The sequence below is a fragment of the Vallitalea guaymasensis genome, assembly GCF_018141425.1.
Lineage (GTDB): Bacteria > Bacillota > Clostridia > Lachnospirales > Vallitaleaceae > Vallitalea > Vallitalea guaymasensis.
Map to the genome: position 1 here is coordinate 2,133,823 of NZ_CP058561.1, position 14,628 is coordinate 2,148,450.

The 14,628-nt window shown below is 31.0% G+C and carries 9 protein-coding genes; 2 read left to right on the top strand and 7 right to left on the bottom strand.

Translation table 11 applies throughout. From position 1 onward, the window contains the following. Positions 1-12 precede the first annotated feature (12 nt). The 7 genes from HYG85_RS09565 to HYG85_RS09595 all read right to left on the bottom strand — a co-directional run bounded on the left by HYG85_RS09565 (position 13) and on the right by HYG85_RS09595 (position 9,418). Positions 13-1,299 (bottom strand): UDP-N-acetylglucosamine 1-carboxyvinyltransferase, encoded by a 1,287-nt coding sequence (locus tag HYG85_RS09565; RefSeq protein WP_212693269.1) that lies wholly within the window; start codon positions 1,297-1,299, stop codon positions 13-15. Positions 1,300-1,494: 195 nt separating this feature from the next. Continuing rightward, positions 1,495-2,397, bottom strand: coding sequence for a hypothetical protein (locus HYG85_RS09570; protein ID WP_113672746.1), 903 nt, complete (start codon positions 2,395-2,397; stop codon positions 1,495-1,497). Between the two features lie 42 nt (positions 2,398-2,439). Then, complete coding sequence (locus HYG85_RS09575; RefSeq protein WP_212693270.1) at positions 2,440-3,849, bottom strand: hypothetical protein; 1,410 nt, start codon at positions 3,847-3,849, stop codon at positions 2,440-2,442. A 42-nt stretch (positions 3,850-3,891) separates the two neighbouring features. Then, the gene (locus HYG85_RS09580) at positions 3,892-4,674 is read right to left on the bottom strand and encodes a hypothetical protein (protein ID WP_212693271.1); all 783 of its coding nucleotides are present in this window, start codon (positions 4,672-4,674) and stop codon (positions 3,892-3,894) included. Between the two features lie 227 nt (positions 4,675-4,901). Next, complete coding sequence (locus HYG85_RS09585; protein ID WP_212693272.1) at positions 4,902-6,650, bottom strand: ATP-binding protein; 1,749 nt, start codon at positions 6,648-6,650, stop codon at positions 4,902-4,904. 24 nt (positions 6,651-6,674) lie between these two features. Continuing rightward, a complete protein-coding gene (gene yycF / locus HYG85_RS09590; protein ID WP_212693273.1) occupies positions 6,675-7,361 on the bottom strand; it encodes a response regulator YycF in 687 nt (228 codons plus the stop codon). 470 nt (positions 7,362-7,831) lie between these two features. After that, positions 7,832-9,418: a peptidoglycan DD-metalloendopeptidase family protein gene (locus HYG85_RS09595; RefSeq protein ID WP_212693274.1), complete on the bottom strand. Its 1,587-nt coding sequence runs from the start codon at positions 9,416-9,418 to the stop codon at positions 7,832-7,834. A gap of 573 nt (positions 9,419-9,991) precedes the next feature. Between HYG85_RS09595 and HYG85_RS09600 the strand changes: the two genes are divergently transcribed. After that, entirely contained in the window at positions 9,992-13,393 is a 3,402-nt protein-coding gene (locus HYG85_RS09600) for a hypothetical protein (RefSeq protein WP_212693275.1), read from the top strand. 387 nt (positions 13,394-13,780) lie between these two features. Next, positions 13,781-14,605 carry a hypothetical protein gene (locus HYG85_RS09605; RefSeq protein ID WP_212693276.1) on the top strand — a complete coding sequence of 275 codons (825 nt, stop codon included), beginning with the start codon at positions 13,781-13,783 and terminating at the stop codon, positions 14,603-14,605. Positions 14,606-14,628: the final 23 nt, after the last annotated feature.

A 14,628-nucleotide genomic window follows, 5' to 3' on the forward strand; every position in this document is an offset into this window, starting at 1 on the left:
TTTTAGTAGTTGCTATACCACCTTGAACATTGATTTGTCAGTTTTCTCAGCTACTCTAAAAATATCTGCACCAAGGTTGGTTAACTTCTGTTCCACATGTTCATAACCTCTATCAATATATTCAACATTGGTTATTACTGTTTCACCTTTAGCTGCTAATGCGGCTAAGATAAGTCCTGCTCCTGCACGAAGATCAGGTGCTGCAACTTCTGCTCCAGTCAATTGCTTGACCCCTTCAACAACGGCAGTATTTCCTTCTACTTTTATATTAGCTCCCATTCTGTTCAATTCGTCAGTGTAGGAGAATCTACTTTCAAATATACTTTCTGTCATAATACTTGTACCAGATGTCTTTGATAATAGTGCAGTCATTTGAGGCTGCATATCAGTTGGAAAACCTGGATAAGGCAGTGTTTTTACATGTATATTTTTTAATGGCTCATTAGCTGTAACACGTATAGCTTCATCATATTCTTCAATAACTGCACCCATTTCAATAAGCTTGGCTGAAATAGCTTCCATATGCTTAGGTATTATATTAGTTACAGTTACATCTCCACCAGTTATAGCCCCCGCAATCATATATGTTCCAGCTTCTATTTGATCTGGAATAATCATATATTCTGTTCCATGTAGTTCATCTACTCCAGCTATCTTAATCACATCTGTACCAGCACCTTTTATCTTAGCACCCATACTGTTTAAAAAGTTAGCTACATCTACAATGTGTGGCTCTTTTGCTGCATTCTCAATTACAGTTGTTCCTTCTGCAAGAACAGCTGCAAGCATTATATTTATTGTAGCACCAACACTACTCATATCCAAGAAAATGTTAGTACCTATTAAATCATCTGCTGAAGCTTCGATTATACCATGCTTAACCTCAACTTTTGCTCCTAATGCTTCAAAACCTTTGATATGCTGATCAATTGGTCTACTACCAATATTACATCCACCTGGTAGTGCTACTTCTGCTTCTCTATATTTACCTAGTAGAGCTCCTAATAAATAATAAGATGCTCTTATCTTCTTAATATAATCATAATCAACTTTTAGATTGTGAATATTTCTAGTATCTACTTTTATTTTATGCTCATCTATATATTCTACTAGTACACCTAGTTGTTCCATGGACTGCAATAGAACTTTAATGTCTTTAACACATGGTACATTTTCAATTATACAAACATCATTTGCTAGAATCGCAGCTGGTAATATTGCAAGAGCCGCATTCTTTGCACCACTAATAAAAACTTCCCCAGTTAACCTCGTATTGCCCTTTATCACTAGTTGTTCCACTTTTACACCTCTCTTAAGTAAACTTTCCCACTAATGGGCGGTAAAATATTATTTATCTTACTATATAAGTTGAATTAAATAATTGTTATAGAACCAACAATTCATTCCATCTAGTCTAATCTGCGTATTTTTATTTTTACCAAAATAAATTATAGCACACTTTACTAATTTTGTAAAAGTAGTAATTTGATACCTCTAGTTTTCTTCGTCTTCTAGGTCAAATATACCCTTCGTGTAGAATGTATCTTTATTGGTATACGCATTAATATAATGGACTTCATTATTACCAAGCCTTATTCTATACCATGGTTCTGCTTTCATGATAGTGTTTGCATCAGCAATATCTTCTTCTTCAACATAATAACCAATATCTATTCCCATTATTTTTATAAGTTCATTATTATCCTTTTGCCTGATATTATGCATAAATTTATATAAAACTTCATCTATGGGATAGATTCTTTCACTATCACCAACAAATCTAATAGGTTCATAACGATTCTTTACCCTTGCCATTACTTTACCGCTCTCATAAAAAATGATTCCTGCAGTATTACTGAAAATAGTTTCATCTCTATAGCTGTCATTATACTCTATTTGGTAATAACTGTAATTGTCATCAGGCTGATAGCTGGTCAAGTTCATATTGCCTTCAATAGTTAGTTTTTTCATCAAATCCTTACTATACTTTTCTATTGTAGAATTGTCAAAATTCTCGGCTAAATGATTATCATAACTGTTAGTATAAAAGACAGTACCTTTCTTGGTTCCTTGATATATAATGAGGTCTTCATTTTCTTTGGTATATCGATGATCTAGATTTTTATATGTAACAGTTACATTACCAAATAATTGTTTTCTTATTTTATCTTCATCTATATTCCGAAATTTTACTTCTATTCTTTTCCTTGGTCGAAAATCAGGTAATAAACAATATATGTAAATATCATTCTCACCTAATGTTTCTCTAAGTTGTGCCTCTTTCTCAGCAGTTATAGAATAATCTTTCTTACTCTTATATTCATACATTCCATAGAGCACAACGTTAGCAACCAGAAATAATATTATAAAAATATTAAGTATCCTGCCAAAATTCATATCAACACCTACTTCTTACTAAATAGTATAAGATTTTTATAACTACTCTTGGTCAACAGTTCTTGCACTATTGTTAAAAATAATATTATCAGTAATTACTGTCCAATTAAGTTTCATGTTTTCTTCCAAATAATTAATTTTATAACCAAGAAACATATTGTTTATTTTCTTTCCTTGCTCTTGGGGGTACTTCTCCAACATACCATTTATAACACTAATATAATCTACACTGAACTTTTCAGGTGGTTTTATAAAATCATCTAGATCCAAGTCTAGTATTATTCTCTTATAATTAATAACTTGTCCATCCAATACAGTTATCTCCATAGGATAATTCATATTAAGTGTTTCCAGATAATCTTTTGGAACATTTACATTAATATCATTATATTTATAGGAAAAATAAAACTTAGTTTCGTTACCTGAAACGATATAACTGGTTAATGAATATTCTTGTTTATTTATGATCTTGTCTTTTTTATTTATAAACTTTTCAGCTATGTAGTAGGAATCTATTATAGTTAGATCTTTTCTGTTTTGAATATCATTATTGATATATTCAACTACACCTTTTGTATCGTAATACACAAAAACACTTTCATCTGTATATGTAAATTTCTCAGGATCTTCATCATTAGCTAATTTCCATTTAATATTGTTCATGAAAAAGCCATTAACATAGTCTTCTAATAGATTACTATCCAACTTATCTTCAATATAGAAAGGTTTTTTAAAATATACTACATCTGTATATAGAGAACCCTTTTCTGGCAGTAATACATTATTAGTAAATAAATCTAGCCCCATATTTCTGGTTGACATAAAACTAGGAAGTACTTGATTCTTTTCAATATCTTTCATTGATTGAGAAAGACTATTATTAGCAACTTCAATATCTTTTCTTTTTATTCTAAGTGCCTGAATATCATTATAATATTTATCGTTAATAAAATATACGAAAACATATTCATTCAAATCATCTGTTGGTACAATAATAATCTCATTAAAATTATTAATATTACTTTCAAAATCCAGATTCTTTATATTAAGGTCTTTAACCAACAAATTAGATTTTATGAGGAATGGATACTTTAACAGCAGATTACTTTTATTCCATAAGATATCCGTAGGAATATCATCTTCTACGATTTCTCCATAAGCTACTATTACTTTTAAGAAGTTTATTGAATTACTAAACAGTTCTTGGAATTTTTTATTGGTTTTTTTAATAAGGGAATATTCTTCTTCAGGTGAATATAAAGCCATTATATCAGGCTTAATAAAGTAATATCCATTATCTTTTTTACTTTCTTCTGTAGGAGTATTATAATTTATTATATCATAAAAAAGGTTAAGGTCCGACAAATCATCAAACCATAACCTTGTTGTCTGATATAAACTAAGCACTATTAATGCTATTAAGATCACTGTTTTAAACATATTATTTTTCATGGAAATCACACCATTACTTTTTTCTATAATCCTTTAATCCTATTAATTAGTTAAATCACTACTGAAATTCTTGAATAAATCAAATGCGCTATCTTCAACAGATTCTTCTTCCACTTTTTCATCAGAATCTTGTTCCGTATCATCATTAACCTTAAACTCAATTTCTATGTTTTCAAGTTTTTCTCTTGTTTCTTCTTCTTTTCTATTAAGAACATAAACTCTATATTCTGTATCCTCATCTTTCATAACTGCAATACAGATATAATTAATTCCTATAGTATTAAGTTCAATTGTTTCATCAAATATCTTAGAAAGACCTATTGTCTGATATTCAGATTGATATGTTATATTGAGTTTTCCTTCTTCTGTCCAACTATCATAAACCATGATACCAACAGTTACACCTTCTTCACCATTACCAGAAATCTTTTTGGTAGATGAAAATGTTGGTGCTACATTAATGAAATTACTATCTAACTTTAAAGCATTTCCATGGCTGTCCTTAACATCAAAGCCCTTATTTAACTTAAGATATGAAAAGGAATTTATCTCTTTCTTAACTACATCTGAATCTTCTTTGTCAGTATTGGTAATTTCTTTATTAAGGTCTATATATAAATCAGTCATTGGATGACTATCCATATTATCTTCAGTTTCATTGTAAATAAATTCAGCTTCATCTAATTGAAATTCTTCAAAGAAACTTAACTTTTCAGTTTCTTGAGTATTCTCTCCATTAAAATCTGGGGCTGCACATGCAATTATGGGCATACATAAAACTAAAAATGCACTTATTATAATTATTCTAATTGTTTTCATACACATATGCTTACCTCTTTCATCAAAAATATTTCTTCTTATATTAATTATATCTCTAATTAACCTATATTATTAAAGATAATTGGTCATTTCTCTAATTAATAATAGATAATATAAGAGGAATACTCACAAGGAACTATATTCCAACTATTATCTAATACAATTATACTAGATAAATATTACAATTTTATTACAATGAGTTAACTATTACATAACAATATTCTAAAAATCATCTAACCTTCATAAGGAAAGTATAGATAAAAGCAAGTTCCAACCCCGATTTCACTGGTAACATTAATATGTCCACCATGATAATCCATAATCTCTTTTGCTATAGCAAGTCCAAGTCCAGTTCCTCCCATAGCTCTAGAACGAGCTTTATCAACACGATAGAACCTGTCAAATATCCTAGTCAAATCTTCATTTGGAATACCCATTCCTGTATCTTCTATCATTACTACTACGTAATCACTTTCTTCAAATACATTTATTGTTATAGAATCTCCTTCATTACTATATTTTACTGCATTTGATATGATATTCTTAATAACCTGTTCTATCCTATTGGCATCACCAATAATCTTATAATCACTTTCAGTTGAATTATAGACCATTGTTTGATGTTTCTTCTTAGCATGAATCTGGAATTTATTGATACTTCCTTCTACTATATGTGATAGGTTAATAGACTGCATCCTGAATTTTGTCTGCTTATTATCAAGTCTTGAAAGTTCTAACAAGTCTTGTACCAGAGCTGTCATTCTATCACTTTCATGATTAATTACATTAAGAAAGTCCACTGTTATCTCTCTATCATCTAATGCCCCATTGATTAATGTTTCGGCATAGCTTTTAATAGTTGTAAGAGGAGTCCTTAACTCATGGGAAACATTTGCCACGAATTCTTTTTGCATTTCTTCCAGCTTCTTATGTTTTGTTATATCTTGGATAACACATATACTACCCATAATATTCTCATTCTGGTCCAAATAAGGCGCAAAACACAGATTGACATACTTTTCCTTTATTCTTATGATATGCTGCCTTATTCCCCCCTTTATGTGCGTTAGAAGTCTATCATAGGTTGTATCCAGATAATCTCCAAATATTTCTAAGAATGTATTCTTGTTTGTTAATCCTATAAGCTTTCTAGTTGCAGGATTACTATGTATCAGTAGCCCATCAGTATCAAACACCAGGATACCGTCTGTCATATGAGCAAAAACTGTTTCTAGTTTATTCTTTTCACTGGATATCTCAGTTATATTATGATTAAGTTCTTTTGCCATAATATTAAAATTCTTGGTTAGCTCTCCTATTTCATCATCAGATAGAACTTCCATAGGATTATCTAACTCTCCTTCTGACATATCCCTAGCTTTGTTGGACAAAGCAATAATAGGTTTTGTCAAGAAATTGGAAAACATGAATCCAAATGCAATGGACAAGATTATGGCAAAGAAAATGGCTAAAATAATTATTTTGATTGTACTATATAAATTTACTTTAACCTGCCATGAAGGTGCTAACATATAGATAACAGCTACTACTTCATCGTTAACTTTTATTGGTCTTGCATAACCTAGATATTCTTTGTCATCATCTTTGTTCTTCTCATATACTTTATCAAATTCTTTCATGGTCTTATCATCAATAGCTGCCATGACCATAGGCGTCAGATATGTCTCTCGGACTATTTTATCTGCATATATTACTTTTCCATCGGTATCAAGCAAAAATAATTTTCTTTCGCTGTCTCTATATTCTTTGATAGCATTTTCCCATTTGGTGATGGCTTCCTCTTTGGTACTGCTCTCACCTATAGCTTCCATACTTGTTGAAATAGATTTTTTAAGGCTATTCTCTATCTCTCTATATGCATTACTACTAATTTGTGTAACAATCATGGTTCCACAAGCTATCATTACGATAAGTACAAGAAGTACATATATAGTAACCATTCTCCATTTTAAGCTTTTCATTCTCATCTCACCTAAATCCCTAGATTAACCTTTAAAATAGTACCCAATTCCTCTTTTTGTCAAAATGAATTTTGGTTTACTAGGTACGTCTTCTATTTTTTCTCTTAGTCTTCTTATGGTTACATCTACAGTTCTTACGTCACCATAATATTCATATCCCCATACTTTTTCTAGGAGTTGTTCTCTCGTGAATATTTGATCTTTTCTGGTTGCTAAGAATTTTAGTAATTCATATTCTCTTACTGTCAAAGCTATCGCTTCATCATCTATCTTAACTTCATAGCGATCAGTATTGATACTCATATTATCAAAAGCCATTATATGTACATCTTTTGTATCTTTACTATCTAATACAGTTCTTCTTAGATTAGCTTTTACTCTTGCCATTAGTTCTCTTACACTAAATGGTTTGGTAACAAAATCATCAGCCCCAAGTTCAAGTCCTAGAACTTTGTCTACTTCTTCTGCTCTGGCTGTCAACATTATTATTGGTGTATCGTATTTATTTCTTATCATCTTACATACTTGAAGTCCATCCACCTTAGGCATCATGATATCAAGTAAAACCAGGTCTGGTTTCTCTTTTTCAAATATCTGTAATCCCTCTTCACCATCACATGCAGTTATAACACTGTAACCCTCTCTTTGAAGATTAAATTTCAGAATATCAACAATTGCTTTTTCGTCGTCTACGACAAGTATTTTTGACATGTTAACTCTCCTCTCACATATTCCCTTCATAATTACGATTTAATTAATTATCTATGTCTATTATTCTATCAAATAAAAGTGTTGATGTAAATAAAAGCAAGTATTATTAGTGCAAGTCGGTCAGAAAAAGTGTTTTGTTCTGACTTGGTTTTTGCAAAATAGTATATGTATATGTTACGCCAGCTACTTACTCGTCCTGAGCTCAACGAATAATAATGGACATCGAGTCCATTATCATTCCTGACAGTCCAGTAGGGCTGTCAGATTAAATGCTGGGTTCGGCGTCCTGCCTCACTACTCCACATATACATATACTATTTTGCTTGAAGTGGTCATCAATATTCTTACAAAACACTTTTTCTTCTTAGTTAAATAATTATCGGCTACATATAAAGTAAACGCATCTATTTCTGCATCAAAAAACTCACCCCTAAGGTGAGTTTTCATATTTAAGACATTATAATCATTTATTAATCAAGATATTTCTTTGGATTTGCTGCTACATTGTTGAATCTGATTTCAAAGTGTACATGAGGTCCGGTGCTGTTGCCGGTACTTCCTAGTTTGGCTATCTCTTGATATTGAGATACTTTTTGACCTTTTTTCACGACTACTTTGCTACAATGAGCATATCTTGTCATAACGCCATTTCCATGGTCGATATCTACTGTATAACCATAAGTTGAACTTTTCCATCCTGCAAAAGTTACTGTTCCACCATCTGATGCTCTAATAGATGTTCCTACTGGTAAACCTCCTAGGTCAAGACCATGATGGAAACCTCCACGTCTGTATCCGAATGGTGATGTAATTATACTTCCTACAACAGGATATATGAAATTACCTGTTGAACCTTTTGATGGGAATGGTTTTATACCAACTTCTATTACTTTTGCTTTTGGTTCTTTTATAACTTTTTCATCTATTACAGTTCTTGACTGCTCATAACCATTAACTTTTGTTACTACAGCCGTTACTTGCATTTCACCTTCAACACCATACTCAAGTACTGTAGTTGTACCATTGTATTTGTTTTTATTCTCTACCTTTTCAACTGTATATTGAATAGGCTTTGTATAAATTATTTTTTCATCACAAGCAACTGATAATTCTGGTTCTGGAACAGTTACTGTAATTTCCTGTCCGATATTAATATATTTTTGTTTCTCTAGCCCTGGATTAAGTTTCATTAATTCAGAGAGTTTCATATCATTTTTCTGAGCAATTTCTGATAAAGTATCGCCTTTAGCAACTGCATATACTTTTTCTTCTTCGTTCTCTTTTGTAATAAGTTCAGTGGCATCAGCAACATTAGCTATATCTGCTCTATCAACAAAACCTTTTACTATCTGAACCTCTTCTGCAAAAGAAACACCAACAGTTTCTATAGGAATTTCTGCATCCTTCTTATCAGATTCATTTTCTTCACTTATATTAGTAGTTGTCTTGAATATTCTTTCAGCTGTTCCTATTTCATTATAATTATTGTTCTTAGTAATTACAGGCATTCTAACTGAAGTTGTATAAGGAACACGCACTAAATCGATATCATAATTATCTGCTTCATTGATATACATGCTCTGTGCTCTTTTCAATACTTCCTTAACATCATCTTCATCTTTTAATGCTACCTGAAAATCATCACCTATCTTAAGAATATATCCTTTTATCTGGAATGATTCTTTATCATTTGCCAGTGCAGTTCTTAGATTATTAAGTAATGTATCTTCATCAGTAATTTGTTTATCGTCAGCATACTCAAGATAATACTTGAGTTCTTTATTAACTTTCATATGTTCGCCGTTTGCATCTTTCATCTCGGCTTTGGCTATAGAATAAACTCTATCTGCAACAGATTTGTCATATACAATCCCCATACTGTTACCATCATATACAACATTATAAGAATTAGCTGTTGCTGTTGCCTTAGTTTCAATTTTACTAGAAATAAATACGTTTCCTATTGTAAAGAATATAAATAGGGAACAAAATATCAATATTATTTCTTTTTTATATTTAAATAAAATATTTTCTTTATATTTTGACGCTCCATTCATAAATACTTCCTCCGAGTAATACTTTTTAAATCATCCTGTAATACTTCTGTAATATTTGTAATTTAATTTTACCAAATAAATTGGTAAATGTAAAGCTTTTTATAAAAATTAGGTAAATATCTCATATATTGGTATAACTAAATCGCTCTAATTATTAAAACTTATATTACATTTTTGTAATATTATCACCAAATCCTTTCCATTTTTTATCACTCATAACCTATATTTTTCCCATAAATACATGGTTTTAATACATTTCATTTATAACCATATTAACCACCTCTTATATTTTTTGGAAGATTTTGCGAGTTGATATTTTAAAATTTGTCTTATACAATGATTATTGTAATGGTTAACATAATCAGTCTACATAATAACCACACTTAGATTGCAAGTATATTTTTTTTGCAATCACATATATAAGTTGTACATATCTAATGACATGGCACTGTCATTTTTTACTCTCTAACAACTTATAAAACCAAAGATAAAAAATCTGAACAACTCTATCGGTACTATAGAGTAAAAATTCAATAAAACTAAGAATTCATTTAATAAGGAGGAAAAGAAGTAATGAAAAAAGCAATGAGAAAAGTCATAGCGTTTGCACTTGCTGCATTCGTATTATTTTCAACTGTTCCTAGTTTTGCTGCTACGTCAATCTCTGATCAAGCGAAACTGGACAAACTCGAAGAACTAAACGTAATTAAAGGTGAGGGTCATGGTATAGACGGTACTAAAACTATGACTAGATATCGTTCAATCGTAATGTTACTTAGACTTTTAGGTCTTGAAGATGAAATGTTAGCATTCGATTACGAAGGAAAAGACACTTTTGCTGATGCAGAAGGTCAAAATGGTTATCAACAAAGATTGATGGCATATGTGAAAGCTACTCCAGAGTTAGGTATTGTTGGTTATCCAGATGGAACTTTCAGACCTTACAGAGAAGTTAACTCACAAGAATACGCAAAAATCTTATTAAAAGCTTTAAGCTACACTGAGCCTGAAGATTATACTTGGGAAACAGTAGCTGCAAAAGCTGAAGAAATTGGTTTGGTAGACTCTGCAAGTGATATTAATTTAACTGATGAATTCATCGTTCTTAACCTTGCAGCACTTACTTATGATTCATTAACATTAGTATCTAAAGGTGACAATGTTACACTAGGTGAAAAACTTGGTTACCCTATTGTTACTACTTCATTAGATATTAACTCAGTTTCATCATTGAATTCAACTACTCAAGATGTATCTCTTAACAAAGATATATCAATAGCTCCATCAACTGATGTATTTACACTAGTTGACGAAGACAATGAAACTTTTGAAGTTCTTAGTACTTCATTAAGAGCTAATAACACAATGGTAAGACTTACAACTGCTCCATTAAAAGAGAACGCTTTATACACTCTTACTTATAATGGTGTATCTTACAAATTCGTTGCTAAAGCTGCTGATACTGAAAAACCAGAATTACAATCAGCTGTTGCTTTAACAAACACTACTGTAAAATTAAACTTTAATGAAGAAGTAGATGTTAACGCTCTTATTACATCTAACTACGAAATTAATGACTTAAATGTATTAAAAGCTGCTTATGACGTTGATGCAGATGAAAATCCAATCAAAACAGTTGTGATTTTAACTACATCTTCACAAACTCAAGGAACTATCTACAAAGTTGAAGTTTCTAACGTAACTGATTTATCAGGAAATGTTGTTGATAGTGACAATGATAGCTTCCAATTCGGTGGTTTAGCTCCTGACGAAACAAAACCAGAATTACAATCAGCTGTTGCTTTATCTAATACAAGTGTTAAATTAACTTTTAACGAAGATATGGACGAAGTATCTGTTGAAAACATAGCTAACTATGAAATAGAAGGAATAAACATCTTAAAAGCTGAGAGACAAACTGCTAAAAACGAAGTTATATTAACAACTACAGCTCAAACTTCTGGAACTATCCACAAAGTTGTTGTTTCTAACGTTAAAGATGTTTCTGGTAATGTGATTAACTCTGATAATGATGAGTTCTTATTCGCTGGTCTTGCACCAGACACAACTAGCCCAAGATTAACTTCTGCTGTAAGTTTAACTAACACTTCTGTTAAATTAACTTTTAACGAAGATGTTGAAAAAGTTACTGCTGAAAATATAGCTAACTATGAAGTAGAAGGTTTAGTAATAACTAAGGCAGAAAGACAAACTGCTGAGAATGAAGTTGTTATTACAACATCTGAGCATGAAGCTGGAAAGTTATACAAAGTTAAAGTAAATAACGTAACAGACTTATCAAATAATGAAATAGATTCAGACCATGATGAGTACTTATTTGCTGGATTAGCAAAAGATACTACTGCTCCTAGAGTATCAGGTGCTGTATCAATCGATAACAAAACTGTTAAAGTAACATTCAACGAGCCAATGGATGAAATTACTGCAAAATTACCATACAACTACTACTTTGGTTCAGAACTTGGTTACCCAACAAAAGTTGTTAAAGATACTGTAGTAACTGATGGTACTGTATGGGTATTAACAACAGGTGCTCAATCATCAAAAATATATACTGTTGATGTTACAGGCGTAAATGATCTTAGTGGAAACGTTGTTGACGAAGACCATGATACTGCTGAATTTGCAGGAATCGGTTCTGCTGACGGAACTGCTCCAAAATTAAGCTCTGCTGTAGCAACTAATAACAATACTGTTGTTGTTAAATTCAACGAAGAAATTGATAAAGATACAGTTGAACCTGGTGACTTTACTTTCACTGTAGAATCAGGTACTGAAAGTTCAAGCAACACAATAGCTGACGCAGCTCATCCAACACAAGCATCTATAGCGGATGATAATAAAACAGTAACTCTTCAATTTGCAACAGCTACTATGTCAGCCGGTGTCATCTACAAAGTAACTGCTGCTGATATTAATGATTCAACTGGTAATACAATCATTACTGGTACTAATGACTCAGCATTATTTGCTGGTACTACAGTAGATAATGATGCTCCAAGAGTAACATCTGCTGTATTATTCAATAACCAAACATTAAGAATTACTTTCAGTGAAGCACTTACTATAACTGGTGACTTAGATAACAGTGACTTCAGTATCGAACCATCTGATAGTGATGTAGAATTTACTGGAACAGTAAATAACGTAGTAGTTAGCTCAGATAAAAAATCTGTAACAGTATACTACACTGGTGATACTTTTGAATCAGGCAAATTATATACTGTAACTGTTGCTGCTGATAAGATTAAAGATGCTCTTAATATTGATGCACTAGATACAACTGATAACAGAAACGAAGCAGTATTTGGTGGAATTAATAGTGATGTAACTAGTCCTAAGATTTCTGGTGTAATCGCTGTTGATGAAAATACAATAGACATAATCTTTGACCAAGTTATCGAATCTACTTTATCATCATCTAATGCAGATGATATAATCATTAAGTACAATAATGAAGTAGTATCTGCAACTGACGCTCTAGTTAGAGAAGAAGGAACTGAAGGAAACAAATTACGTGTATTCTTCTCAGGTACTCCATTTGATAGTAGCAAAGTATATGATATAGAATTAGAAGATAGCAAAATTGTAAACAAAAATGGTACTGTAATGAGTTCTTCAGACAATAGTGCTAAATTTGCTACAGTAACTACTGAAAACAAAGATCCAGAATTAGCTAGTGCAGTTGCACTTTCTAAGACTCAAACAAAAGTTACATTTAGTGAAATAGTAGCTGGTGTAACTGTTGGAGATGTTTCAGGTGAGTTCACTCTTAGCGGATTAACAGTTACTAAAGTTGAAGCTTGTGAAGATGGTAAATCATTCATCTTAACTCATGGAGCAACTGAAACTGGTGATATGATTACAGTTTCTGTATCAGCTGGTTCAATCACTGACGAAGCTGGTATTGGAAATGTAAATACTTCTGAAACAGTTAAGTTTGTTGCTAAATAATTAGATACATTTAATTAAAAGGGTCATCTCGTCACATAGATGAAAATCTAGGGCGTGATGCCCTTTTTTTATTTGTAGTATTTTGGCGAAAATTGTTTGAAAATAGGTTTAATAGCTACAATATAAAATAAATATTAAAAAAATGCAAAAAATAATTGAAATATTTATATTAAAGAGTATAATTGATTGTAAAAAGAATAATATTATTATTATTTTATCGAAACGCAACATAAAAACGTTCAAATTTTACTTATCATATGAAAGTTACATAAATATATTAAATAGTTATTAATGCTGCAGCTTAATATAAAAATAATATTCATATACGGTTATTGAGTATAACTCTATAAAATAACTAAAATAAAAAATAAGGAGCGAATCTAACAAATGATGAAAACAAAATTAAAAAATAAAATAAGTTTGTGTTTGGCAATGCTATTAGTAGTAATTTCTTGTAATTTTAATGTATATGCTGCTGGAGAACAAATTACTGGTCAGGAAAAGGAAAGTAATAACACTTGGGATACCGCTAATGTAATCACTTTAGGAACTCCTATTGAAGGCACTGTTAGTAGCAGTAATGATATAGACTATTTTTCATATACTCCAGATGAAACCAAAAAAATAACTTATATCTTTATAGATAACAATAATACCACTTACAATCTATACATATTAGATAAAACAGATAACAATAAGATAGTGGATTATGCTACTACTAGTGGTGTTTACCAAAAAGAATTTAAATTTCAATATAACCATGAATATATTATGAAAGTCAGCTCTAACAGTGGAAGTAACTTACCTTATCAGTTAGCTGTATACGGAGAAAGAATCAAAGAATCAGTATGGATAAGTGGTCAAGAAGTTGAATTTAATGGTGATTTAGAATGCGCAAATATTTTAAAAAACCCTACTGCATTAGTTATGGGTAAATTCACTAATTCAGAAGATCACGATTATTTCCGTTTTACACCTGACAAAAGCGGTACTACAAAACTAGCTTTCCATCCTTTTAATAGTGGAAATTACTTTATTTTCTTATATGATGCTATTAGACAAAATTACATATATGAAGGTAATATAAGCTGTGATGGACAATCATCACATATCATTCAATATGATGCAGTGAAAGATGGACTCTACTATGTTGCAATAGTTAGTACAGATAGCAGTACTAACAACAGACAATACTATATACAAAATTATTAATTATACTGTTAGAGTTAAAATCT

Bases quoted from the DNA above. Each gene is read 5' to 3' on its own strand.
- HYG85_RS09600 (WP_212693275.1), top strand. From the start codon at position 9,992: ATGAAAAAAGCAATGAGAAAAGTCATAGCGTTTGCACTTGCTGCATTC.
- HYG85_RS09595 (WP_212693274.1), bottom strand. From the start codon at position 9,418: ATGAATGGAGCGTCAAAATATAAAGAAAATATTTTATTTAAATATAAA.
- yycF (WP_212693273.1), bottom strand. From the start codon at position 7,361: ATGTCAAAAATACTTGTCGTAGACGACGAAAAAGCAATTGTTGATATT.
- HYG85_RS09580 (WP_212693271.1), bottom strand. From the start codon at position 4,674: ATGTGTATGAAAACAATTAGAATAATTATAATAAGTGCATTTTTAGTT.
- HYG85_RS09570 (WP_113672746.1), bottom strand. From the start codon at position 2,397: ATGAATTTTGGCAGGATACTTAATATTTTTATAATATTATTTCTGGTT.
- HYG85_RS09575 (WP_212693270.1), bottom strand. From the start codon at position 3,849: ATGAAAAATAATATGTTTAAAACAGTGATCTTAATAGCATTAATAGTG.
- HYG85_RS09605 (WP_212693276.1), top strand. From the start codon at position 13,781: ATGATGAAAACAAAATTAAAAAATAAAATAAGTTTGTGTTTGGCAATG.
- HYG85_RS09585 (WP_212693272.1), bottom strand. From the start codon at position 6,650: ATGAAAAGCTTAAAATGGAGAATGGTTACTATATATGTACTTCTTGTA.